The organism is Shouchella rhizosphaerae, assembly GCF_036700015.1.
GTDB lineage: Bacteria > Bacillota > Bacilli > Bacillales > Bacillaceae_D > Shouchella > Shouchella rhizosphaerae.
In genome coordinates this window covers 2,913,511-2,938,978 of record NZ_CP144921.1, presented here as the reverse complement: position 1 = coordinate 2,938,978, position 25,468 = coordinate 2,913,511, and the positions used below count along the sequence as shown (strand labels likewise).

At 43.4% G+C, this 25,468-nt stretch carries 21 protein-coding genes and 1 pseudogene; 7 read left to right on the top strand and 15 right to left on the bottom strand.

Annotation, left to right across the window (positions count from 1 at the left end; translation table 11 throughout):
* Positions 1–217: 217 nt before the first annotated feature.
* Together V5G21_RS14555 and V5G21_RS14550 are read right to left on the bottom strand one after the other, a co-directional pair.
* The gene (locus V5G21_RS14555; protein WP_035204797.1) at positions 218–2,215 is read right to left on the bottom strand and encodes an ABC transporter ATP-binding protein; all 1,998 of its coding nucleotides are present in this window, start codon (positions 2,213–2,215) and stop codon (positions 218–220) included.
* Positions 2,212–3,963: an ABC transporter ATP-binding protein gene (locus V5G21_RS14550; RefSeq protein WP_011245858.1), complete on the bottom strand. Its 1,752-nt coding sequence runs from the start codon at positions 3,961–3,963 to the stop codon at positions 2,212–2,214. Before V5G21_RS14550 ends, V5G21_RS14555 begins: the two co-directional genes overlap by 4 nt.
* A gap of 786 nt (positions 3,964–4,749) precedes the next feature.
* Between V5G21_RS14550 and V5G21_RS14545 the strand changes: the two are divergent.
* The 4 genes and pseudogenes from V5G21_RS14545 to V5G21_RS14530 all read left to right on the top strand — a co-directional run.
* Positions 4,750–5,240 (top strand): annotated as a pseudogene (locus tag V5G21_RS14545) (RNA-guided endonuclease InsQ/TnpB family protein); the annotation flags it as partial.
* Positions 5,241–5,521: 281 nt separating this feature from the next.
* On the top strand, positions 5,522–6,634 hold the full coding sequence (locus tag V5G21_RS14540) for a hypothetical protein (RefSeq protein WP_011245857.1): 1,113 nt from the start codon (positions 5,522–5,524) through the stop codon (positions 6,632–6,634).
* Between the two features lie 64 nt (positions 6,635–6,698).
* Entirely contained in the window at positions 6,699–7,985 is a 1,287-nt protein-coding gene (locus V5G21_RS14535) for an MFS transporter (RefSeq protein ID WP_063608664.1), read from the top strand.
* Positions 7,986–8,340: 355 nt separating this feature from the next.
* The gene (locus V5G21_RS14530) at positions 8,341–9,387 is read left to right on the top strand and encodes an AimR family lysis-lysogeny pheromone receptor (RefSeq protein WP_011245855.1); all 1,047 of its coding nucleotides are present in this window, start codon (positions 8,341–8,343) and stop codon (positions 9,385–9,387) included.
* A 187-nt stretch (positions 9,388–9,574) separates the two neighbouring features.
* Here V5G21_RS14530 and V5G21_RS14525 read toward each other — a convergent pair whose 3' ends face one another.
* On the bottom strand, positions 9,575–10,126 hold the full coding sequence (locus tag V5G21_RS14525) for an isoprenylcysteine carboxyl methyltransferase family protein (RefSeq protein ID WP_084140057.1): 552 nt from the start codon (positions 10,124–10,126) through the stop codon (positions 9,575–9,577).
* Positions 10,123–11,223, bottom strand: coding sequence for a type III polyketide synthase (locus V5G21_RS14520; RefSeq protein ID WP_212930238.1), 1,101 nt, complete (start codon positions 11,221–11,223; stop codon positions 10,123–10,125). The genes V5G21_RS14525 and V5G21_RS14520 overlap by 4 nt, the downstream gene beginning before the upstream one ends.
* A gap of 164 nt (positions 11,224–11,387) precedes the next feature.
* Here V5G21_RS14520 and V5G21_RS14515 point away from each other — a divergent pair, with 164 nt between their 5' ends.
* Positions 11,388–12,143: a MerR family transcriptional regulator gene (locus V5G21_RS14515; protein WP_073305004.1), complete on the top strand. Its 756-nt coding sequence runs from the start codon at positions 11,388–11,390 to the stop codon at positions 12,141–12,143.
* Positions 12,144–12,300: 157 nt separating this feature from the next.
* A complete protein-coding gene (locus tag V5G21_RS14510; protein WP_011245851.1) occupies positions 12,301–12,927 on the top strand; it encodes a GNAT family N-acetyltransferase in 627 nt (208 codons plus the stop codon).
* Here the strand turns inward: V5G21_RS14510 and uxaC are convergent.
* The 8 genes from uxaC to V5G21_RS14470 all read right to left on the bottom strand — a co-directional run bounded on the left by uxaC (position 12,884) and on the right by V5G21_RS14470 (position 19,536).
* Positions 12,884–14,302 carry a glucuronate isomerase gene (uxaC, locus tag V5G21_RS14505; protein ID WP_095326934.1) on the bottom strand — a complete coding sequence of 473 codons (1,419 nt, stop codon included), beginning with the start codon at positions 14,300–14,302 and terminating at the stop codon, positions 12,884–12,886. The two genes, V5G21_RS14510 and uxaC, sit on opposite strands and share 44 nt — an antisense overlap.
* Positions 14,303–15,133: a 5-dehydro-4-deoxy-D-glucuronate isomerase gene (gene kduI / locus V5G21_RS14500; RefSeq protein WP_095294785.1), complete on the bottom strand. Its 831-nt coding sequence runs from the start codon at positions 15,131–15,133 to the stop codon at positions 14,303–14,305. It lies immediately after the preceding gene.
* A 42-nt stretch (positions 15,134–15,175) separates the two neighbouring features.
* On the bottom strand, positions 15,176–15,928 hold the full coding sequence (kduD, locus tag V5G21_RS14495; RefSeq protein WP_011245848.1) for a 2-dehydro-3-deoxy-D-gluconate 5-dehydrogenase KduD: 753 nt from the start codon (positions 15,926–15,928) through the stop codon (positions 15,176–15,178).
* Positions 15,929–16,026: 98 nt separating this feature from the next.
* Positions 16,027–16,782 (bottom strand): DeoR/GlpR family DNA-binding transcription regulator, encoded by a 756-nt coding sequence (locus V5G21_RS14490; RefSeq protein ID WP_095237323.1) that lies wholly within the window; start codon positions 16,780–16,782, stop codon positions 16,027–16,029.
* Between the two features lie 119 nt (positions 16,783–16,901).
* Positions 16,902–17,441: a chromate transporter gene (locus tag V5G21_RS14485; RefSeq protein WP_011245846.1), complete on the bottom strand. Its 540-nt coding sequence runs from the start codon at positions 17,439–17,441 to the stop codon at positions 16,902–16,904.
* Positions 17,438–17,983, bottom strand: coding sequence for a chromate transporter (locus V5G21_RS14480; RefSeq protein WP_051881235.1), 546 nt, complete (start codon positions 17,981–17,983; stop codon positions 17,438–17,440). Before V5G21_RS14480 ends, V5G21_RS14485 begins: the two co-directional genes overlap by 4 nt.
* Before the next feature lie 100 nt (positions 17,984–18,083).
* On the bottom strand, positions 18,084–18,914 hold the full coding sequence (locus V5G21_RS14475) for a 1,4-dihydroxy-6-naphthoate synthase (RefSeq protein ID WP_095237322.1): 831 nt from the start codon (positions 18,912–18,914) through the stop codon (positions 18,084–18,086).
* Positions 18,883–19,536: a futalosine hydrolase gene (locus V5G21_RS14470; RefSeq protein WP_050748947.1), complete on the bottom strand. Its 654-nt coding sequence runs from the start codon at positions 19,534–19,536 to the stop codon at positions 18,883–18,885. The genes V5G21_RS14475 and V5G21_RS14470 overlap by 32 nt, the downstream gene beginning before the upstream one ends.
* A 199-nt stretch (positions 19,537–19,735) precedes the next feature.
* On the opposite strand from V5G21_RS14470, the gene V5G21_RS14465 reads away from it, so the two are divergent.
* Positions 19,736–21,190 carry an esterase/lipase family protein gene (locus V5G21_RS14465; RefSeq protein ID WP_095326933.1) on the top strand — a complete coding sequence of 485 codons (1,455 nt, stop codon included), beginning with the start codon at positions 19,736–19,738 and terminating at the stop codon, positions 21,188–21,190.
* Between the two features lie 198 nt (positions 21,191–21,388).
* On the opposite strand, the gene V5G21_RS14460 is transcribed toward V5G21_RS14465, so the two are convergent.
* From V5G21_RS14460 to V5G21_RS14450, 3 genes are all read right to left on the bottom strand, one after another.
* The gene (locus V5G21_RS14460; protein WP_338464865.1) at positions 21,389–22,867 is read right to left on the bottom strand and encodes a helix-turn-helix domain-containing protein; all 1,479 of its coding nucleotides are present in this window, start codon (positions 22,865–22,867) and stop codon (positions 21,389–21,391) included.
* A gap of 293 nt (positions 22,868–23,160) precedes the next feature.
* Positions 23,161–23,751, bottom strand: a complete 591-nt coding sequence (locus V5G21_RS14455; RefSeq protein WP_011245840.1) for a class D sortase — start codon at positions 23,749–23,751, stop codon at positions 23,161–23,163.
* A 13-nt stretch (positions 23,752–23,764) separates the two neighbouring features.
* Positions 23,765–25,435, bottom strand: a complete 1,671-nt coding sequence (locus V5G21_RS14450; RefSeq protein ID WP_095326931.1) for a hypothetical protein — start codon at positions 25,433–25,435, stop codon at positions 23,765–23,767.
* Between the last annotated feature and the right edge of the window lie 33 nt (positions 25,436–25,468).

Sequence of the window (25,468 nt, the reverse complement as noted above, 5' to 3'; positions counted from 1 at the left end):
CTGCTACAATCTTCGGTCGGCACACCGTGTCTTTCAATTGATCAAACAGGTCTTGGAAAACTTGGCTGGCGTGGATATTTGCTGGTTTCACCATGATTCCCAGAATAAATCCAGGCATCACACGCCGTATGGAAGCTATAAGTCTGTCGACTGTCTCGGTAATATCGAGACAGTGTCGACAGGCTAAACAGACTGCATTCCGCGATCTGTTTCCATTTTACACAGCTTGCCCTTGCTGCAAATAGTACATGTGGGCATACGTCCCGCCTGCAGCCAATAGCTCTTCATGAGTGCCTTTTTCTAGAATCGTGCCTCGGTCGAGCACAATGATCTGGTCAGCATCTTTGATGGTGGACAATCGATGGGCAATCACAAACGTCGTCCGGTTCGCCTTCAACGATTCCAATCCGTGCTGAATGATCATTTCCGTTTCCGTGTCAATGCTCGACGTAGCTTCATCCAAAACGAGAATGGCTGGGTCCGCGACTAGAGCGCGGGCAAAGCTGACAAGCTGCCGCTGTCCACTTGATAAAGTACTGCCCTTTTCCGATACTTCTTCATCTAAGCCATTCGTCAGTTTGGCAAACACGTCCTCTCCGCCAACAAGGCGAACGGCTTCCTCAATTTCAGCCCGTGTCGCGTCAGGCCGCCCATAGGCGATATTTTCGGCAATGGTGCCTGAGAACAAGTATGGTTCTTGGAGAACAATGCCCATATGTGCCCGCATTGCTTGGGGCGATAGTGTTTTCGTATTGACACCATCGATCGAAATCGTCCCAGTCTGCGGATCATAGAAGCGGAACAGCAAGTTGATAATCGAACTTTTTCCAGACCCTGTATGGCCGACAAGGGCAACCGTATCGCCAGGCTTTGCGCGAAACGACAGACCTTTCAGGACAGGCTCGCCGTCTTTGTAAGAAAAACGGACATCCGTGAACGCTACTTCACCTTTAAAACGCGGAATTTCACTATCATCCACGTCTCTTCCTTCTTCATTCATTAATTCAAATACCCGTGTGCCAGCTGCACGGGCTTGCTCCAAATTAGCAAGCTGATTAATAATTTGGTTAACTGGCTCAAACAGACGATTGATATAATCCACAAACGCATACAGCACGCCAAGTGTTAAAAAACCTGCTGTTCCGCCGCTAATCCACCAAATCAACCCCACAAACACCACATTTTTGACAACAAACGTCAAATTGTGGGATGTTAATGAATTGAGTTTAAGCAGTTTTACTTGATACGTATAATGCTCTTCGTTTAACTTTTCAAACGCGGCTTCTGTTTTTGGTTCTTGGCGAAATGCTTGGATAATGCTCATGCCTTGGACTGCTTCGTTCATTGCAGCGTTAATTTCCGCATTTTTGGCGCGGATTTTCCGGTTATAGCCTGCAGCAAATTTACGGTACACTTTAAACCAAGCATACAAAATCGGCAATAGCACAAGCGCCATTAGCGCCAAACGCCAATCAAGGATAAACAAAGCAACATAAATGCCGGCAATGTAGATGCCGCTTGAGAAAAAGTTGGCGAGCACGGTCATATACAACTCACGAATTGCTTCGGTGTCATTCGTAATGCGGGCAACAATTTTCCCAGCAGGCTGATGGTCAAAAAAGCGTACAGGTACTCGGGAAAGCTGGCCAAATACATCAACCCGCATCCGCTGGATAATGCGGTGCGCTGCTTTCTTTAAATAGTAACTTTGGCCGTAGCGGAAGAAGGAAGCGACAAACACAATCCCAAGGTAAAGCAACAACCAGTTGATAATAAGCGGGATTTCCGGCGAATAAAACGCAAGCACTTCGGAAGTTGACAACGGTTCCGCTTCCGCTGTATAAACGTCTCCCCCTGCTTCAATCCTCAGCTCTCCGTCTTGAAAAGAACGACTTCCATCAAGAGGAAGTGGCTCTTCCGTAAAGTAAAACGACGTGCCGATTTGCATAATTTGTATAGGTTCGCCTTGGATTTGGCTGCTATCGACGTAGGCTTCCCGTGTGTAATAGGCGCCGTTATACGAGACTGCCTGGCTGCCTGCTTCGGTCTCATACCAAGGCTCTTCAATTCCTGAAATATGGCGGTCAATCACTGTTTTTGCAATAAAAGGCCCCGTCAACTCTGCTGCTACAGCGACGGCTAACATAAGCAAAGCAGTCATAATTGTCCACTTGCTTGTTAACGCATAACGAACGAGCCGTTTTTCCGTACTCATATATTCACCTCCTCTTCACCAAGCGATTGGTTCCTAACTTGCTCTGCATACCAGCCGCCTTCTTCCATTAATTGCGCATGGGTGCCCCTCTCTACTACTTTTCCGTCTTCAAGGACAATGATTTGATCGGCATGTTCAACCGCGGACATCCGGTGCGTTGTAATAATGGTTGTTTGGCCAGCACGTTCCTTTTGGATGTTGGCAACGATCTTCGCCTCTGTTTTAGCATCGACAGCTGACAACGAATCATCCAAAATTAACAGTTCCGGCTTTGTCACGAGCGCACGTGCAATCGAAATCCGTTGCTTTTGTCCACCAGATAAAGACACGCCATTCTCGCCAACAAGCGTATCAAGCCCCTCAGGCAAAAAAGCGAGGTCTTGGGCGAAAGCCGAAGCTTCGATTGCTTCGTTTAACTGAGCCTCTGTGGCACCATCAGCAGCAAATAGAATGTTCTCACGCACTGATTTGGAAAAGAGCACATGGTCTTGCGGCACATAACCGATCGCACCGCGTATTTCTTCTTGAGGCAAATCGGCAATCGACACACCCGCAAAAGAAATGTCACCGCTTAGTCCTGGATAATACTTCATTAATTGTTTCACAAGCGTCGACTTGCCGCTCCCCGTCTTTCCGACAATTCCAAGCGTTTCCCCTTTGTTGATTGTCAGGGAGACGCTTTCCAACTGATTTCCTTTTGCGCCTGGATATGAAAAGCTGACTTTTTCATATCGGATCGGCAAATGGTGGCCAAGGCCTTCAACAGGCGCATCCGGCGCTTGAACCGCTTTTTCAACCGTTAACGTATCGTTGACACGGTCATAAGAAGCACCACCACGTTGCATAATGTTAACCAATTCACCAATTGCAAACATTGGCCAAATTAACATCCCTAAGTACATGTTAAATGTAACGATTTGTCCGAGCGTCACTTGTTGGTGGAACACCAAATAAGCACCGTAGCCAAGCCCGATCACATAACTTAAGCCAACGACCATATTGACAACAGGGTCAAAAAACGACTCAACACGCGCCACTTGCATGTACCGCTTGTATACGTCGTTGCTCTTTTCGGCAAATAATTTCTCGTCACGACGCTCGCTCCGAAAGGCCCGGATAACGCGCATGCCTGCCACTGACTCAAGCACACGGTTGTTCAAATCACCGAACGCCTCTTGTGCTTTTGAAAAACGGGAATGGATCATACTCCCTAAAATCGTGACGACTAACGCGATCAGCGGCAACGGCGCAACGGCCGCCAGCGTCAGACGCCAATCAATCAAAAGAACCATCGCAGCAAGCAAGATCCCCATAAATAAGACCGAATCCAACAATGTCAGAATGCCGAATCCAGCAGTCATCGAAATGGCCTTCATGTCATTCGTTCCACGGGCAAGCAAATCGCCTGTTTTCCGCTTCTCGAAAAACGGCGGATCCATCGCAAACAAATGGCGCATAAAACGGGAACGCAATTTCCGTTCCAAAATAAAAGCGCCGCCAAACAGTTGCTGCATCCAAATAAAACTAATCCAATAACTAGCTATAATGATAACAACCAACAGCGCTATCAAGCTAAAAGCATACGAATAAGACAATGCACCGCGCTGGAACGCGTCCACCGCTTCCCCAATTAATAAAGCGGGCATCAAATCAACAACGCTGACTACAAGTAGCAATACAACCGCTGCGGTGTACCGTTTTTTTTGTTCTTTAAAAAACCAGGCCAATTGCTTCAATACACGAAACATTTTTTCTCACTTCTCTCTATTCAAACTTTGATCATTGCTTTGCTATCCACCCTCTAGCTCCCCTAAATCAAGCAAAAGTGGAATTCGGCTCATCAACCTATTCACATGTTGTTCCTCCTTTTTATTTCCTTTTATTCCCAATCATTTTGCCTACAAAAAAGACGCTGCGGCATGCCGCAACGTCACTTATGTAAGCATATACGTGTGCAAAGGCGCGCTGATAGGCGCAGCCTCGTTCTGAAAGGCGCAACCTACCGATGAAAAGGCAGCTCGCCGACGAGACAAACGCAGTATTCCGTTTTTAACCGTGCAGTACCAAAAACATTACGTGTCACTTGTCTCATCCCCTTTCAAAAAAAGTAAAAAGCTGTTTATAGCTTACCTGATTTATCTGATAAAAAGCAAGAGGTTTTTGCAAGGTGGTTTGTCATTGCGACCGGTTCTTTCTTAAGCGATTAGAATCATGAATACCCCTATCCCAATCTGAAGAAATATAAAAATCGATTCATCACCAGATTACGTAATGGTAAAAATCATGATGTAAGAAAAGAATCAATTACTTCTCGTCACAAAAATGTTTTATAAACTGCATTAAAAAAGTGTCTATACGTTGCTGCTTTAAATCAACTGCATTCAAAAGCCGTAAATTTTCTCTCATAGAATTAGTACTACCGCTTTAAGGATTTTTTTAAGTTGGTTATGTGAGACCGATCCTCCCCATAATTTATGATAGATAAAAATAAGTTTATTGAGACTAAATAACAATAAAAATATTGGTAGCTTTGAAAAGGAGAGAAGCCCCCTACTCCTGCCAAGTACAAAAAAGAGTATGAGTGGTTGAAAGAAGTAGATATTAGCGTTAGCGAACGCACAACTTAATTTGAAGAAGGCATATAGAGCCTTCTTCAAAGGACGCACCAAGTTCCCAAAATTCAAAAGGAAGCGTCATAACCAAAGCTACACAACGAATATCGTAAAAGGGAATATTCAATTGTTAGATGGTCATATCAAATCACCTAAAGTAAAAATGGGCAAAATCAGACAACATTGAGAAATCCCTTCAGCATACAAACTCAAATCGTGCACGATTTCGATGACTTCATCAGATTCTTACAGAGTACGAGAAGGAGATTGAGAGTAAGGAAATGAAAAAAGTGGTTGGATTAGATTTTGCAATGAACGGGTTATTTGTCGATAGCGAAGGGAAGAAAGCCAATCACCCACGTTTCTATCGTCAAATGCTGGATCGATTAGCAAAAGAACAACGCAAACTATCATCCCCTATAACAACTTGAGACAGTAGCCTCAAAAGATACTATGTTTATCCGTTGAGCCATTAAAGCTCTCCCCCCTAGAGTCTTATTTATAGTTCCTAGTACTGCCAATTCAAAAATAGCCTTTAAATTAAACCATTATACGACTGAACGGAAATTATTCTACTTAAAAATAGTCTATTTTTAAGAAATGCTTGACAATTTAAAATACGAATTTTATAATAAGCACAGTTGATAATTGATTTATTATTATTAACAATAAAAATTATTCAGGAGGAGATTCTGTGGCTGTTGAACAAGTGAGAGGTTTTGTGCAAAATGACGGAAATTTTTGTCAGTTAGATTTGCAAGACAAAAATTTTAATGGCCCTATTATGAGAATTGAAACCTTCAGGTGCAGTCAACCAGAAGGAGAATACGGGGTAACTGGCGCTGGAACTAAGGTAAAAGATTTAGCCGGCATTGATCACTTAACTCCAGAGAGTAATAGGATTTTCCGTCATGTATTCTCAGTAGGCTACGATCCAACAAAGCTAAAAGCTACACTTGAAATACGCGAAACCTTCACTGAATCCGGGAAGTGGGAAATAAGAACAAGAGATCTTGATCCCGAAAGCGCAAGTTTTGGAACTATTTTACTTGCTTACATCTCACCGGTCGAAAATAATGTTTATCACCTCAGATACGAACTCCTAACTAAACCATCTGTAACCCCCATCTTAGTAAGCTCACCACTAACTGCTTCTATAACTGAAATTGCAAAAGGCTTGCCAGACATTGGATCTCCTGTAGAAGAATTAGGTGAAATTGATACCCAATTTAATGGAAACCCGTTAGACGGGCTAATAAATTGGACAACAGAGTCTCAAAAAGCGCAAGAATTATTTAAAAACTTTTCCGCTATTTTTCAGAAAGCCCCGTTCACTCAATGGACAGAAAATGTGAAAGTCTACGAACGAATGGGCGATTTTAGGGATAAATGCATCCATCCAGGCACAAATCTAACTGGTCCACATAGACAATTGGCTTCCGAATTTGTCATGATTCGTGCATACCGCTCTTCCCTAACAGGACTCGCTCCGGTTTTTGATGCCGATATGGCTAAAGGGGCAGAAGATTTGTGGGACAGCCAAGACCCACTTTCTATTGATACAAAGCCAGGAGTGTATACTGTGTTTCTGAGCGCTTACATTTTAAATGTGGGTATTCATAAATTAGGCTTGGATAAAGTTCACAGCGACTACGGTGGAGTACCAATGAAGCTTGCTCCTGGAAGTAAATTAGAAACAGGAATTAATCCAATTGTCGATAGTAGGAGAGCCAACCAGACAATTGCAGAGATTGCATACGCGCTCTTCTTATCTCCTACCGCTCACAAAGAGAAAGTACTTTTATAAAATTGGGTAATACAGGATATAAGAAGGTTTATATCCTGTATTACTAAGTCAAAGAGGGGATTTTTTGAAACATAAGTTCGCTCGTTTATTTGAAAACTATATACCCATTTGGGGTAATAAAGACTATTTATGGTTTCTATTAGTCTCTATGTTTTCATTGGCTGGAGATCTAGTTGCTTGGGTGATCACAACTTGGGTTTTAACAACTCAATTCGATCATCCTGCCGTTTACTTAACGGCTCTTGTCATACTCACTCAATCCGTTTATGCGATTATGTCTCCCTATATGGGGCATTTAGTAGACAAGTGGGGACCGTTTACTAGCTTAATCTCTAGTACTGGAATTCGCACAGTTATTTTAACGTTTTTATTTATATCGCTATTATATGTCAAGGACGGCGTTAGTCCGTGGGTGATTGTAGGACTGATGACTTTAGAATACATATTTGTTCCATTAAGCAAACAATCGGAATTCGTCATGATCAAGGTTTTAGTAAGAGATGAAGAGCAGCTAATACCTGCAAATGCTCTACAAGGCATTCAATTTGATGCCTCTTACATTATCGGGCCATTAATCGGTGGTTTATTTGTCTCTACAATTGGCATTTATTACGGCCTCGTTCTTAACATGGCCTCCTTTCTTTTTCTCGGGATTGTCATGCTAATCATTGCGCAAAGAAACAAAAATTATCGAGACCATTTCAATGTTGAACAAGCTGATAACAAAGAAGCTAAGCCAAAAACGTTTATAAATTCCTTAAAGACGGGAATCTCGTTTATCGTAAACACACCCCCTATGCTATCCATCTTGCTTATAGGATTTTTGTGGAATTTATTTGTATTTGGACCGATTGAAGTCCTTTACCCTATTTTCACCGTTGACGTTCTCGAAAGTAACGGATTTGTTTATGGATTACTTATGTCTGTAAACTCAGTAGGCTTTATATTAGGCTTATTTTTGGCGGGCAATATGAAATGGAAAGTTCCTTTTGCTATGACGATGGGCATATTGATAGGTCTACATGGCCTCCTATATTTCTTTATTGGAATCGTACCGAATATCGTCTTCGTATGTGTCATTCTTTTTTTAGGCGGCATTGTCATTGCACCAACCGATATTTTTTCAAAAACGATACGCCAAAAAATGATTCCCTTTCATATGCTTGCTGGTGTCAGTTCGGTGCTAGCTTTTTTCAGCTTTATAAGCAAACCTATCGGCGCTTTCCTTGTAGGCTCATTAATAAACACTTATGGAAACCAATACTCTGGTTATATTATGGCGTGCCTTGGACTGATCTTGTTCATAGCTTGTATGGTCATTTCATTCAGGCCAGTTATGAAAAAGATATAATGACACTATTTAAAAAACAGCTTAAAAGCGAAAGCTGTTTTTTTATTTCGATTGCCGTCTGATGGAGTGTTTTTAATGTGTGTTTTAATGCACACACAGCCCCTTCACCCAAAACACTTCTTTCCACTTCCATTTAAACAAACTTTTTTCCTTATCAAAAGACAAAAAGCAACTGTATTCCTCGTTTTTTCTTCAGAAACGACAAAAATTAACTAGCTGCGTATTGGGAAAATCAAAAATTAGCAGAAAGTTGTTGATTTGTGTCATTTGCTGTACTATCCTTTAAATAAGCCCAACCACAAAAGGAGGGGAAAACATTCAACAACCTGTAGTTGCAATTGCCAATAACGGTGTATTGCAGAAAGAACAAATTACAGAACAATTGATGAAAGACCTCGCAAACAACCATCCAGAACTTTCATTTGAACAAGTGTTGACAATGGTGAAAAAAACGCTGCCGAATGATTACGTTCCTTTAATGAATATTTACGCCTTACACGTTAAAAAACTCCGTCATGTGCAAGATGCATTTGAGTATGCGAATTTGTTTAGGCAAGTTGACACATTAGGAGAAATGATCCAGATCCATGAAAATGACGATTTATTACATGAATGGGTCAAAGTCTATCGGTTCTTCTATGATTTTTTGCCCCATTTAAAAACCGATGATGTTTTGATCCGTAATATCCGAAATTTATTCGGCTTAGTCGAACATCCCCAATTGCGAATGAGATTAGAAATTGCTGAACTAAATTATTTTGACATTCACGGGAGCATCAATAATTTAACACCCATGATGAAACAATTTAAAGAACAATTTAAAACGATGCCTAGTGGATTTTTCAAAAGTGCACTTGCAGCACGGGTGACTTTGCTTGCAGGCAATGCTAGCTTATTCGGCGATGGGGACTATGAGGAAGCAGAACGTTGTTATTTAGCCGCCACAGTAATAGAGGCCATTCCCGATGTACTTCTGGTCACTGCTTATCATGGCCTTGGGCTTGTGTATTTAAAAGACAACAAGCAACAATGCTTAGATGCACATCAAAAAGCTCTTTTTTACGCACAACGCTCTAAGTTGGATCATTATCATCAGAACTTGGAATATGACGATATCCCGTTTGTTAAAAATATGCTCGGCGAAATTTTCGACATTGATCATGTGATACCGAAAGAACAAGCACATCAATATGTGGTTAGGGGCGAAACTCGAAAAGCTTTAGAAATCATTTCCCAACTAGAGACGCCTGGAAAAAAAGACGCACATTTGCTGTTTTACAAAGCAAAAGCACTTAAAAGTATTCCCTTGTTTTTCGAGGCGATTAAAGCTTTTTCATCTGAAGGATACACCCATATGATTGGATTTGCGGAAAAAGAAATTAAAAAAATCAAATTTTTTTAAGAAGGAGTTAATTTACATGAAAAAATGGTTCGTAGTATCTTCAACTCTCGTCGTTCTTTTTTCCTTTTCCCTTGGATCATTTACTACTGAACAAAGCTCTGAAATTACCACACAAGCTAAACCAGGACAACTCCTTTAAAACTCTGTGCCCCAAACCTTCTTCAAGGCTTGGGGTTTCTATTCGTTTTCACACCAACCAAAACCGCTTCTTTTCCTTAAATCGTTCACCATAGTCTGTCTCTCCTTGCAAGGCTGCCTCTTCCGTGGGAATCCGGATCATCAGCATGACCGCATTTAATAGACTAAACACAATAGCCGTCCAATACGCTTGAAACAGCAATGGGACAAACGCGATTTCTGCTACTACGACCATGTAATTAGGGTGGCGCAAAAAGCGATAGGGCCCTTTTTCGATGACTGGTGCTTCTGGCAACACGATGATTTTCGTGTTCCAATATTTCCCGAGTGAAGCAAGCGCCCAGATACGTATGATTTGGGCAATGACGACAACCGTAAGGGGAATCCCGCTCCAACGTGAAAACCCTGCATTGGATACGGTTACTTCGATCAGCAACGAAATGAAAAATCCACAATGGAGCGCGACCATCCACGGATAGTGGGCCGTTCCCACTTCAACGCCCCCTTGTGCTTTCAGCCAACGTTCGTTTCGTCGCGCTACCCTGACTTCCACGAGGCGTTGGATGATGATCAGTGCCATCATAATATAGGCCCACGTCAATGGACGCCACCTGCCCATTCAAGCACTAACATTTCTGAACAAAATCCAGGGCCGAGCGCCGCAACGAGGCCGACATCGCCGTGCTTATGCGTTTCTTCCATTGATTCCTTTAGCACGTAAAGGACAGTGGGGGAAGACATATTGCCGTGCTCTTTTAACACTTTGCGGGAAAGCATTGTCATTTCTTCTGGAAACCCTAGTGCTTTTTCATACGCTTCCAACACTTTTTTTCCGCCAGGATGGGCGATAAAAGCATTGATCTCCCCGATCTCTTTCCCTTCTTGGTGAAGGAGCTCCTCAACGTTCGGCTTCAGCCATTGGGCAACTAATGTTGGAATATGCCTTGAAAAGATAACATTTAATCCATTGTCCCGTACATCCCAGCCCATGACATCTTCTGAGTCAGGCATCAGTACCGATTGGGTCGCACGGATTACTGGGCGATAGGCTTGGGCGGCGTCTGCGAGCAGTGGCGAGGCTTGCCCAGCGACAAGGGCACATGCGACACCATCAGCAAAGAGCGACGTGCCGATTAAATTGCTTTTCGATTGGTCTTCTTTTTGGAAAGTTAGTCCGCATAGCTCGGCACAAACGACTAAAACGGCTGTTTCCGGGTGGGCGAGGCAATAGTCGTAAGCACGGCTTAAGCCCGCAGCTCCTCCCGCGCAGCCAAGTCCCCAAATAGGCAACCGTTTTGTTTCGGGGCGAAAAGGCAGTTTGTTCATGATGCGAGCGTCTATCGATGGCGTTGCCATGCCTGACGAGGACACAAAAATAATCGCATCGATTTCTTCGGGAGCGATTGTTCTTGATACAAAATGGCCATTTGCCAAGCAGCTTTTTACTGCTTCTACACTATAGTCTGTTGCTTTTTCAATGAAGAGATCGTTCCGCTCTCCTAGACGGTGGCTTGTTTGAAACCATTCCAATGGCACGGAAAAATGGCGCTTTTCAATTTCCCCATTGGCAAAAACGTTTAATAACCGTTCGATGTCTGAAAAACTTTCAGCGAATAATTCCCGGGCAAATTCCACTGTCTGTTCCTGTTTGATTGGATGGGGTGGATCATATGTACTAACTGATAAAATCGTAGGCACGATCGCTCACCTCTACGTTAGAATGCCTATAGCATGCCCGATCCTTTCCCTGTGCATGCATCCCTTCTATGGAGGAAATCTAAACGTAAGAAAAAAAGATTTTATTTGTGTATTGACATTAACGTTACGTAAACCTTTATTGTTAACGCAAGGGGGGAGTTGAAATGGAATATACGGTCAAAAAACTGGCTCAATTAGCAGGCGTCAGTGCACGGACGCTTCGTTATTATGATGAAATTGGTTTGCTTAAGCCAGAACGGGTCAATTCGTCAGGTTATCGGATATATGGGCCAAAACAAGTCGACCTGTTGCAGCAAATTTTATTTTACCGTGAGCTTGATGTAGACCTTGAAACGATTATGCAGCTCGTGACCGACGATTCCTTTGATCCTGTCATGGCGCTCTATGAGCACCGCGCCCACCTCCTAAATAAACGCGCCCGTCTTGACCGCATTATTGCCACGGTTGAGCGGACGATCGCCTCAAAGAAAGGAGCAGAAACAATGAGTGACAAAGACAAATTTGACGCTTTGAAAGAAAAGCGAATTGCAGACAATGAAAAAGCGTATGGAGAAGAAATACGCCAAAAATACGGCGACAAGAAGGTTGATGAGTCTAATGCAAAATTACGTGGCTTCTCTAAAGAGCAATATGAAGCCATGCAAGCGAAAGAGCAGGAGGTTTTTGCCTTGTTAAAAGAAGCACTGGCAACGAACGATCCTACTTCTGCAGCCGCCCGAAAACTGGCCCAGGCCCATAAAGAATGGCTCCAGTTCTCGTGGACGTCTTACTCGAAAGAAGCACATGCTGGCGTTGCACAGATGTATGTCGACGATGAGCGCTTTGCTGCTTACTATAACAAAGTAGTACCTGGTGGCGCCGTCTTCTTGCGCGATGCGATATTGGCTTACCTTCAATAATGTGACGAGAAGTGTGTGGAATAACCCAGTTGAAGAAACTGGGTTATTTCTAGTAAGCTTGCTCTTCCAAGCTGCTCGCCATTATTCATAAACCAGCCTTTTTTCCCATACATTGAACTAATGCTGGATTTTATATGAAAGGAAAAGAGGCGTTTTGATGTATCGGCCCCATTCGCAAGCGTCAACTGAGCTTTTGACTAAACGGTTATTCCTGAGGCTGCCACTGCCTGGCGACGGGTTTGCTTTGTATCAAGCGCTCCAGGCTTCCAGAAAAGAATTGGTGCCATGGATTCCATGGGTGGAGAGAATGTCATCGCCAGAGCAAGCTGAACAAGGTGTACAGCAAGCACATGTTGATTTTTTGCAAAAAAAAGCGTTTCATTTCCACTTATTTGAGCAGCGTTCCGGCACTTTTGTCGGCTCTTGCGGGCTCCATCACATTAACTGGGACGTCCCGCGTATGGAAATGGGCTATTGGATCGATAGCCGATTTGCTGGAAAAGGCTATATGACTGAAGCGGCTAAAGCGCTTATGTCCTATGCTTTTTTTACACACGATACTCACCGCCTGGAAATTCGCTGTGATCGAAACAACAACAAAAGCCGAGCGATTCCTGAGAAGCTCGGCTTTATGCTTGAAGCGACATTGCTAGAGAACGAACGGAGCCCACATACAGGAGAACTGATGGATACGTGCATTTATACAGCTTTTCATCCGTCTGTCTCCCGGCCACCTGAGTCTATTTCGGAAAAGCAAAATAGCGCTTTGCATTATAGTAACTGATGTCCTCTACCACTTTGCCGAGCCATTTTTCGTCAGCTGGCCATTCGCCCCGCTCAACCCATTCACCAATGCGATTGCACAGAATGCGGCGAAAATATTCGTGACGCGTGTATGAAAGGAAGCTGCGGGAATCTGTAAGCATACCGACAAACAAGCTTAACAAACCGTTGTTTGCCAAGTCCGTCATTTGTTTTTCCATGCCATCTTTCGTATCGTTAAACCACCAGCCTGAACCGAACTGGATTTTGCCAGGTATGCCGCCTCCTTGGAAGTTGCCAATCGTAGTCGCGATCACCTCGTTATAAATCGGGTTTAATGTATACAAAATCGTCTTTGGCAGTTCATTCGTCCGCTCTAGCTCGTTTAAAAAACGGTTTAATGATTCAGCAAAGCGGTCATCAGCCATAGAATCAAAACCTGAGTCTGGTCCAACTTGCTCAACCATCCGCGAATTGTTGTTTCGCAATGCCCCTAGATGAAATTGCATAGTCCAGCCGAGTTTGTTGTACAACCGTGCTAAAAACAACAATACGTATGTTTGGTATTTTTCTTCCTCTTGCGGCGTAAGCGTTTCTTGGTTTAGCGCTTTTTGAAACGCCGCTTCTGCTTCTTTTTCGGTCGTGTCTACAAACGGGAGTGTGCGAAGCCCATGGTCAGAAAGAACACAGCCTTCCTCGGCAAAGAATGTCGCCCGTTTTTCAAGCGCCTCCAATAAAGAGCGGAGCGATGAAATGTCCACTTCTGCCGCAGCCCCTAACGTTTCTAAATACGGGACAAAGCTAGGCGCTGAAGCAACTAATGCTTTGTCTGGGCGAAAGGCAGGGTACACCGCTGCTTGGCACGCTCCCTCTTTTCTAATTTGCTGATGGGCTTCTAAATGGTCGCTCGGATCGTCTGTTGTGCAAATCACTTTGACATTAGATTCCTCGATGATGCCTTGGACTGACCGCTCTGGTGCTGCCAGTTGTTCTTTCGTGGCGCTCCATATGGCTTCAGCTGTCTCACTGCTTAACAGTTCGTCAATGCCAAAATAGCGTTTCAATTCCAAGTGCGTCCAATGGTAGAGAGGGTTGCCCATTGTATAAGGGACTGTTTCCGCCCATTTAAGAAACTTCTCTTTGTCATCCCCATCGCCTGTAATAAACATTTCCTCGACGCCGACAGCACGCATTGCCCGCCATTTGTAATGGTCCCCATGGAGCCAAATTTCGCTAATGTTGTTAAATTGGCGGTTTTCGGCAATTTCTTGTGGGGGGACATGACAATGGTAGTCTATAATCGGCAGCGTTTTTGCATACGTATGGTAAAGTGTTTCTGCTGTCTTATTTTGCAACATAAAATTTTCGTGAATGAATGCTTTTCCTGTTGAGATCATTTATTTCAGCTCCTCCATCGCTACTGTGTCCATATCCGTAAACGTGTAATTTTCTCCAGCCATCGCCCAGATAAATGTGTAATTGCTTGTGCCAACGCCTGAATGAATCGACCATGGCGGCGAAATGACAGCCTGTTCATTTTTGATCACTAGATGGCGCGTTTCCTGTGGCTGACCCATAAAGTGGAACACACGCGTATCTTCTTCCATATCAAAATACAAATAGGCTTCCATCCGCCTGTCATGAAGATGAGCAGGCATTGTATTCCACATATTGTTTGGCTCAAGCAGCGTCATCCCTACCATTAACTGGCAGCTTTCAATTCCGTCTTTATGGATATACTTGTAAATCGTGCGGTTATTGGATTCAGCATCTGAACCTAATTTCGTCGGTTGCGCTTCTCCAATCGGTGCCAATTTTGTCGGATATGTTTGATGGGCAGTGGCTGACACTAAATAAAACCGGGCTGGTTGTTGTGGATCGTTGCTTGCAAATTCGACATGTTCATTGCCTCTACCGACATAGAGGCAGTCACGCTTTGCCATTTTATATGTGTCTTTTCCGACCGTTACTGTCCCTTCACCACCGATATTGATAACAGCCAACTCCCGCCTTTCAAGAAAATAATCGGTTTTTAAAGCATCGCCTGCGTCTAGGGCAATCGCTTCATGGCTTGGAACAGCGCCGCCGATTATTAATCGGTCATAGTGGGAGTAGCTTAAATGGAGCGCCCCCTCTTCAAACAGCGATTCGACTAAGAAAGCTTCTCTCATTTCCTCTGTTGTATACGTTTTGAAATCTTTTGGCCCTACTTCATAACGAATATCCATTTCCATTTCCCCTTTTCACTTGTTAGAGTCGCAATGGTTCGTTTATGCACTTAACCAACCGCCATCGACAGCTAGAATATGGCCATTCACATAGTTTGACGCCTCCGATGCGAGAAAAACAACAGGGCCTTTCAAATCATCCGGCAACCCCCATTCGCCTTTCGGAATTCGTGAGCTAATGTAAGTATAACGGCTTTCATCTGTACGAATCCCTTCTGTATTGTCTGTTACCATATACCCTGGGGCAATCGCATTGACACGCACCCCTTTTTTGGCCCACTCATTGGCAAGTGCTTTCGTCAAACCGGCAACGGCATGTTTGCTTGCTGTATAGGCGGCAACGCGCAAACCGCCTTGGAACGACAGCATCGAGGCCACGTTAATAATCGATCCTGATCCCTTTTCAAGCATATGTGCGCCAATTTCCCGAGACAGCGTAAATACAGCATCCAAGTTGACGTGCAGCACTTCCCGCCAAGATGCATCATCCAACACGTTTGCATCAGCCCGCTTAATGATACCGGCATTATTGACCAATATGTCAACGCTTTCAACATGATCCAAAACTTTAGCGGCCAATTCCTTTGCCCCATCAGGCTGAGATAAATCGGCGTTTATCCCATAAAATCGCCCGCCAAGTTCCTCTACTTTTTGTTTTGTTTCCATCATATCGCTAATTCCTGCACCAATGATGTTAGCACCCGCTTCGGCAAGTCCGAGCGCCATCCCTTGGCCAAGCCCTCGGCTAGCGCCAGTGACGACGGCTGTTTTTCCTGCAAGCGAAAACATTTCCATCCCCACTCCCCCTTATTTGTTTGTTTTGGTTCATTTACGTTTGATCATACCATAGCTTTAAACAGCTTACAACTAGGCATTGTTTTTTACTGCACTTGTTAATAAACATTGATGCCGTATTCATCCTCCAAGACGCTTCGTGTTTCACTGTCTAACAAGTCATCGCTGACAAGTTCGTCAATTTCTGTGATGTCTGCAAATCGCATTAAACCAACTTGGCCAAACTTGCTTGAATCAGACAGCAAGATCGTTTTTCGTCCGCAATTGATGGCCGCTCTTTTCCATTCATAGTGAAAGCTGTTTAGTATCGATAAGCCGTGATCAATAGAGACGCCAGTCGCCCCTAAAAATACTTTTTGCACATACAACGACTTGAGCATTGCCGTCGTTTGCTGGCTATACAGTGCCGAAGAAGTGCCAAGGCGTGTTCCTCCGAGCAAAATAAGCTGGATTGCTTCTTTTTCGTAAAGGGCGTTCGCGATCCGGATGTCATTAGTAATGACTGTCATCGGCTTGTCGCCAAGGCGCTCAGCAAGGGCAAGCGTCGTACTGCCGCCATCTAGCAAAATCACGTCATTCTCACAAATCAACGCTTTTGCTTTTTCCGCAATAGCGTGCTTTTCCTTTTCATTTCTTTGCTCCCGTTCCTGAATCGGAAACAAGCTTGTATCGGTTTCCATTAATACGGCACCGCCATGAACACGCTTGAGCAGCTTTTTTTCTTCGAGGCGCTCTAAATCTAGGCGGATTGTTTTTTCGGTAACACCAAGCCATTCGCTCGCTTGGGAAACGCGTATCGATTTGTGTTTCGCTAAATAGGCAAGCAGTTTTTCGTGCCGTTCCAATGTGAACATGATTCTTCACCTCTCTGTTCCATTATCACACATAACCGAACATAAATAAACATAAAAACAGGCAGCTTATTATAAAACTGCCTGTGTGTATACCGCATACCGACTCTCTTATTAACTGCCTACCCTAGAAATGGAATGACAAGACCTCCGTAAACAAATGAGGCGACAATCACTAATGCCGGATGGACTTTTGCCTTTGTCAATAGCAGAAAAGCAACCGCTGCAATTGCCAATGACTGAAGCCAACCAATTTGGGCAGCAGCATCGCCAATGATATCGAACGTCAACACTACCATCAATATGCAAATAACAGGTTGAACAGCAAGGGAAATGCCTTTGACCACATTTGACTGGCGGTACTTTCGCAAAACACGCATCAACAAAATCATGGCCAGCGCTGATGGAACAATGGTCGCTGCATGAGCAACGATAAACCCTGGCCAGCCCCCGGCAGCAAACCCGACATACGCAGCAATTTTTGTTGCAATCGGCCCTGGCAGAGCATTGGCCAAGGCAAGGACATTGGAAAACTCATCGCTCGTCAACCACTGATAGCGGTTGACAATTTCCTCAAACATAAGCGGAATGGAAGCCGGGCCTCCACCATAGCCTAGCAAGTTAGCAAGAAAAAATGCGATAAATAAATATAATAAAATCATGACGACTCTCCTTTTTGCCTGCTCCGCCATTTATCCATCAGTTTATAATGAAACACACCGTAAATAATGAAGGCAATAATCACAAAGCCAGGATGTACGTCAAACCCTTGCAAAGCGGCAAAGGCAATAACAAAAGTGAGCATGCCAAAAACCCAGCCAAAACCTTTAACCGCCTTCTTGCCAAAATCATACGCCATTTGCGCAAGCAAGACAGCGATAACAGGTGTAACTGCGCCTATCATGCCAGCAACCACTTCCGAACCACTGATAGCATCAACAAGCGAAAAAAGCAACACCATCGCTACACTCGTAGGAAAAATGTGCCACAACGTTGCCCAACAAGCGCCCGTCCAGCCCTTCAATCGATAACCTAAATAGGCTGCCATTTTCGTTGCCACTGGTCCTGGCAACGTATTAGCAATCGCCAGCGTCTCGCCAAATTCTTCATTGTCCATCCATTTATACGTATCAACAGCTTCCACTCGAAACAGTGGCATGACAGACGGGCCGCCGCCAAACCCAAACAGCCCTGTCCGCAGCATCGCTAGTGCTAGCTGCCTATATTGCGTTGTGGTTTCCTTCTCCACTGCCGTTATCCCTCTTTTCGCTATTCATTCGTAGTTTACAAAGCTCCGCTTAGCGCTATAACCGAATTTTAGCAATGTCAAAGTCAGGGACAAGCCCTTGTTTCATTGCTCGGCCTAACAAGTTCTCAATCGCTTGATAGCCATCTTCTCCAAGTGACTTCGTAAACTCATTTACGTAAAGTTCAATATGAGCATTGGCGACTTCTGCTGAAAGCTCTTGGGCATGTGAAAGCACATAATCGCTTGTCTCTTCAGGGTGTGCCCATGCATACTCAACTGATTGTCGGGCCCACTTGGCCAATTGCTCTTTATCGAGAGAACGCTTGGCAATAATCGCGCCTAACGGAATCGGATATCCTGTATCTTTTTCCCACCATTCGCCTAGATCTTGCAACAGGGACAAGCCATACGTTTCGTATGTAAAGCGTGCTTCGTGGATGACAAGCCCTGCATCGACTTCTCCTTTTGCGACTGCAGGCATAATACGGTCAAATGGCATCACTTTTATAAAGATGTTATTTTTAGGAAGTTTTTGTTCAGTCCAGAGACGGAACAATAAGTATGCAGTCGAGCGGTCACTTGGCACAGCAACCGTTTTCCCTTCAAGAGTCGCTGCTTCTTGCGGCTCTTTCGTTAACACAAGAGGTCCGCACCCACGACCAAGAGCGCCTCCGCTCGGCACTAGACAATAATGGTCCAGTACATACGGCAACGCAGCATAAGAAATTTTCATAACTTCAGGCCCCGTCTGATCAATCGCCCAGTAGTTGGTGCGGTCAATATCAGCATAGGTTACATTTAACTTAGGGGCACCAGCAATCTTTCCGTGAACCCATGCATAAAAGACAAATGTGTCATTTGGACATGGTGAAAAGGCAATCTCCAAGTTGTTCAACCTCCTTCAATTTTTCTGCTGCTTTCGTCAACGACGAAAAAGCACTCGCAAATTCCCAGCTTGCTTTATCGCGAATGCCTACTTGGTTTGAAATGGACCTAACCTCGGCAAAAGGCAAGCCAAACTCCGCTGCTGCACTAGCTACTCCAAACCCTTCCATCGCTTCCGCCACTACATCTTTTCCATAGGATTGGCGGACGTTTAACGTCGCTTCTGTCCCAGTCACAGTCATCACGGACAAAATTGTACCCGTTGCCACAGATACAGCTTCTTGAAGTTTCCCAATATAAGAATCGTTTGCAACTGCAGGCAACGTTTGTGTACCAAAACCGAGCGCATCAATCGTCAAAAACCCTTCAGGTGACTCTGCTCCTATTTCCGGGGCAATAATCGACGTTGCGACAGCAACCGTGCCATTTGCCGCTTTTCCAGGGAAGCCACCCGCAATCCCCATGTTTATCGTTCCCTGATAATGTTTTTGGGCGAGCTGCCTTGCTGTACGTGCAGCTGCCTGGGCCATCCCTACGCCGCCAACGAGTACTTCATAGGCTGAAGAATTTCCCAACCCTTGTAAGACAGCCTGTTTTTCAGGTTCTACGGAAACGACAATCAAAATAGGCTTCCTGTCTACCACGCGCCAACAATCCTTTCCAACGATTCTAACGGTCTAGTATACCATAAATGAAGTTGCCAACAAAGTCCATTTGTTTGCTTTCGAGCCAGTTCAATATAATAATCGCTTCTATTACCTATACATGCAACAAGAAATCGTTCATAGAATGTATTATCTGACAAATAAGGAGTGAATTTGGATGAAAGAATCATTTTTGAAAGCGCTTACTTTATTTTTGTTGTCCTTCCTGCTTTTATGGCCGCATGCTTCAGCACACGCTGGGTTTCTTGGCGCAGGAAAACCAGCGCCCGGCGCTCCGCCAGGAACCTGGGTTGTTGGTGATACACCAGCAACGACTGCTGGATCGCCGATCTTGTTTGTCCATGGTCTTAATAGTTCCGCGCTCACTTGGTTCGAGCCAAATGACATGTTCGTACACACATATGAGCAAGGATTTCCGAGTGCTTACATCAATTTGCACCCAGATAAATCAAACTGGCAAAATGGCGAGTTACTAGCAGAAAAAATTCGCGATATTTACCACCATTTCGGTGAAAAGGTCACAATTGTTGCCCATAGCAAAGGCGGCGTCGATACGCAAACTGCGCTCCTACATTATGGGGCTGAACCTTATGTAAAAGAAGTCATTACGCTCGGTTCGCCTCACCACGGAAGTGAACTCGCCAACTTAGCATATAGCAACTGGGCTGGCTGGCTCGCGGAAATCATCGGCCAACGCTCAGAAGGCACAGACTCTTTGCAAACAGGGAACATGGCCTATTTTCGAGCGCAAACAGACGGTTTAATCTCTGCACAATCTGTCCCCTTTTCGACGATTTCAGGAACATCTTGGGGCTCATTTGGATCTGCTCTCTATTTCGGCGGAGTGTATTTGCAATTTTTCGGCACGAATGATGGGGCTGTGACAGTGAATAGCTCTAGACTAAGCTACGCCCGAGAACTTGCTTCCAACCGGTGGGATCATATGCAAGTGGCGCAAGGCCATCTTATTTTCCCTTTGCTGCAAGCGCAAATGGGTGCACAAGCGAATGAAGAAGAGCATGCGAAGTCCATGAGCGCCACTATAATCCGCGGCGGCCAATTTAACGAAAATGGCAGCCAGGCTTTTGCCATCGAGCCAAACGTAAAAAAAGCACAAATCTCGGTACTTGCTAATGAAAAGCTTGACTCCGCTGAACTTCACTCTCCAGATGGGCAAGTCTATTCTGTTGCCGCCGTCGCTGCCGAGCAAGAGCACAGTGTTTTTTACGGAGCTTATGCTCATCATTTTAAATTGGACCATCCGAGTGCTGGAGAATGGGAACTAAAAATGAAACACCCGCAAACAACAGCCTATTTAGCGGTTATCGCACTTGAAGGCGGCGTTTCGCCAGCCATCGCTTTTGACGGCGTTCGCCTCCAGTCTGACATTGACCCGAATGCCATCGATGTCAGCAAAACACGCTACACCATCCATGTCAATGATGACAACATCACAGCCAATGCTGCTTCGCTTCACGCGCTGCCGCCCCAAAAAGATACTTCGCAAACGATTACCATTGATATTGAAGGAATGACAAGAAACGGTGATCGCTTTGAACGGACGATCGTTGCCAACCGCTATGTCGACAAGCATGGCACTATTTATGAATGATCGAAAAATCATTTTGATGGCACCGGCAAGTTTTAGAAACCCTACACTCAATTACCCGTAATAACAAAAAGGAACCATACCAAAACAGCAGGTCCATTAAAACATTGAAGTGACAAATACTCAATAATAGTTAAAGGTTCCTTTTTCGATATCGAAAAAGGAACCTTATCGACGAAACATAACTGGCAGCTGCTGCTTTCAATGAATGACATTGCTTACTGTCGGTTGCAACTCATTCTCTTTTAATATAACTCTAATACAATTTTCCAGCCTTAAATAATCTTGTTTCGTTGGATTGTTCACATTCAATATACAGACGACCGCTCCGTTTGCCTTTTCTTTTTTTAACGTTACATAATCGCGGTCTGAAACAATCAAATCTGGCGTTTCCCCTCGCTCACAAAAACGCGAGTGGGGATAAACTTCTTGCACCATTTTTAAACCTACGTTTTTTCCTGCTTCGCCAAAAATGGAATACAGCTTTATTTTTATGGGTTTTACTGCACCATCAAAACCCAGTACATTTCTTAATAAAAATCGATACCTATCTAACAATTCTCGTTTTGTCTTTTTATCTAACCAAACCACTTGTGTGGTCAAATGATTCAGAAACGAGTCAATCAATTGGTCAGGTTCTGTTTCAGAAAGGTCGTTACTGAAAAAAAAGGAATTCCCCCTAAAATAACTTTCTGCCAAATGAATGTTGATTAAGTTAGCATATAATGTCGTATATTCTTCGCCACTAATCGCGACGCCAAAAAAATCAATAAAGCGATCCAACCATTGAATCGTATGTTTTACAAAATCTGCAGAAGCGTTGGAAAAAGCATTCTGGATAAAAGAAACGGAACGTTGGTCACCCTTTTCTATATAAGAAAAAGAAATAAACGCTAAGAATAAAAAAGCAATTTCATCCTCTAAATCCCGATCATTTATTTTTGTAAGCTCCTTATAAAAGGTATAGATGTTTTTCCGAAATTGCTCAAACAAAGGATGTGTTTTCACAAACACGTCAAAAAAACGATCCCTGGCAATGGTAAACCCTTTGCGGATTCTAGTTACGTTTACACCTACCCAATACAACAACGATTCCTGGCAACGCCCAAACGCCTTGTCCAATAACGCTTCTGCTTGTTTAATACTAATTACGTCAAATGGCCATTCTTCTGCCCAGTTGGAATCCCAATAAAAAAGATAGTAAAAATAACGGATTTGTTTTTCGTCTCCATGAATAATGGGCTCCCTTTTTAATTGAATGTCCAAATCAAACGTATTTAAAAGCGGCACTAATCGTTTGAGAGAACGATAAAGGGATCCATAACTAACATATGCTTCATTTGAAAACTTCACGCTATTGACAAACTGACCCTTGAATACAGTATCCAAAAATTGATAAGGCAACGAGTGTTGGTTATACATCCGTTCGATTGTCTTAACAGAAAACGCAAATGAGCGTTCCAACCAATAGCCTTTTGTTTTTTCTGAGCGAACGATTTTGGCTTGGTCTGTTAAGGTTTCTAGTTCCATAGCCAATTCATGTACATTTTTCTTCGCTGTTCGTTTTTCAATACCGCATACTTCTGCTATTTGTGTAAGTGAGACACTTTGACTTTGGGCCTCCAAAAACCTTAGAATTCGTACTTTAGAAACTGCACTCCCATTCAAAAAATAATCCAAGCCATTCACCTCTTCTCTTGCTTCAATAAATTAAATTGTTCTATTCATTCTCTGTCTTTATTTAAATCTATGCTACTGTCGGAGAGACGCTCATGCCTATTTTTTATGTTTATTTACAATGCATTCTCCTTACGAAAAACGCGTCACATAGACCTTTGACATTCAGGTTTGAGAGGTGCATTGGCAAGAAGCATGCCCTCTGGTGACATGCTTACGCAGTATGTTCGCTTTTTCCAAAAGCAAAAACCAATACTTTTGCCTCGTTCACTTTAAGGCTAAAAACGATGCACTGTTTAAGTTGTAGGATACGCATAAATAACAAATCGCTCAGGGGCGCTTCCTACATAATGAAAAGGATAACAAGTCGTGATGACTAACACTTCCTCCCCCATTTTTCGAATGACAGAAGTATCATCTGCGGAAACAATTTCAGTTTCTTTTAGCTCATACGTAAATTTGCCATAAGGCATCGTTACAATAAAAGAGTCGCCTATTTCCAGCTCGCCAAAATTACGAAATACAGTGTCTCTATGGCCAGATAACAATATCTGTTCATTTTGCCCAGGAAAAGCAGATTCGGATAAATGACCGACTCCATTTTTCAAAGCCTCTTCATTGGTCCCTTCTACAACGGCGATTGTCCGATCTAGCTTTGGAATCTCTAATGTTGCAAAGGCTTCGTGAGCGTCTGGACGAAAGGTTTCGACAGCACCGCCGTCTTCGTCTCCTCCAGCATGTAGCCATTCACGTTCGGCTTTTTCTATATACGCTTTCGCTTCTACCAGTGATTTGTCTTGAGCGCGTTCATGAGCCATCAGTTGATAAACAAATGCCCCCAAAACAATTAGACCTGTTATGATTAGCAAATTTCCAATTCGTTTCATATCGCGGTCCTCTCTATTTAAACAATCGTGATTCAGCCCTCATGTGCACAAAATAGCGACAGTAGCCAGATAAGTAATGTTCTACATCATCAATACGGCTTCGAAATGAATGATGGCGAATAAAAAAGCTACCAAGAATCCTAGAAGGGTTTTTATAATACATAGCCAATTCTGGATAAAAATATCCATTTCGTTGATATTCTGCGCGTTTGTGAATGGTGTCTTGAAGTTTTTTTTCATCGAATTCTGCTAAAAGGGTTCGATGCTCTGTTTCTTTCATTCGCTGAATCATATTGTAAGCTGCCAATGTCAATTCTAAAAAAGTCGGGTATGTGGTGATGCGATGATAGATAAAATCCAATTTAGCTTGAACATTTTGTAGGCCAAATTGAAAGTACTTCCGCAATGGCTTATAACGTGTCAATTCCTCTGTACAATAACTAAGCCAGTGATCATGATTTTTCCAATATTCGTTAGCAATGAAGTAATCAAACGCTTTTTCAACTGTCTTCATCCATTTTTCATTTTTGTCTAATTGATAGAGCCTTAGCAAAGCAAAAGCAGCTTCTCCATCATAATAAACAATTCGAAACGCATCTTTTAATTCGAAAGATGGATAATGGAGGACATGGTGAAAGCCGCCATTTTCTTGTTGAAGCTGACATATCCCATTTGCCAGCTGTTGGGCAACTTGAAGGTAACGATCATTTTGGAAAACGTCCGTATACTTTGTAAAAGCAAGGATGGCGGCTGCATTCGCTCCTAATTTAACTTCCAACTGATCTTGTTCGACTCCGTCGACAACATAGGCAGTCCCTTGCTTTTTATCAACATGTAGCCCCTTCAGCAAATATTCGAGGCCTCTTTCAATTGCCGGAATGGCTTCTTTATCCTGAGTAATTTCTAGCGCTTCGATCATCGCATAAAGTGTACTGGCATGTCTCAACAAATTATAAAACTGAATTTCTTTATCAAAACAAGAAAAATACCCATATGTAAATTGGCCTGCCGCTTTATTCATTTTAGCCAAATAATTAAGTCCACTAGCAATCATTGCTTTTACTTCCGCAGCGTCTAAAGCAGTATCCCGTCTTCCGTTGTCCCTTGGCCCCTCTTTAAGGGCATAAAGCTGCTGATTTTCTAAAAAGTAACCTTTCGTTGTAAAGGTGATAACCGAGGAAACTTTGTTGAAGTCTAATTGTTTTAAATGAGGGCGATGGTTCCGAATATAAGATTGAATGTTTTTTTCATTTAAATACCCTCGCTTTGTATCTTTGTCAATTTGAATCATGGCGTTTCCATTGATCTCTTGCTCTAAAAAAGCATGGCTAAAGTTTTCATCAAAACTGATTCCTTGCCTAAAGTAATTCTTTTTTGTTTTGGTCATAATGTTAATAAACGACAAAAGCGAGTGTTGTTCAATACTGGTAACCCAGTCAATTTTCAAACAGGAATATTCCTGCTTCATGAGGGAAATCCCTCTGTTGTAAAGACGTTTCCAAGCGCGCTGAAAACTATTCTCCTTGACGGTTAATACGGTTGCTCGTTTATCTAAATAGCCGATAGAAAGAAACAAGATAACCGGCTTTTCTTTTCGTAGTTCCTTGTACTCCTCTGATTCGGTCATAAATGCATGCAGTTGATCCATATCACGATTAAATATTTGGGTAAGGTTCTGGTTCATGGCTCAACCTCCTGGATTAGTTAAAGGGAAGCA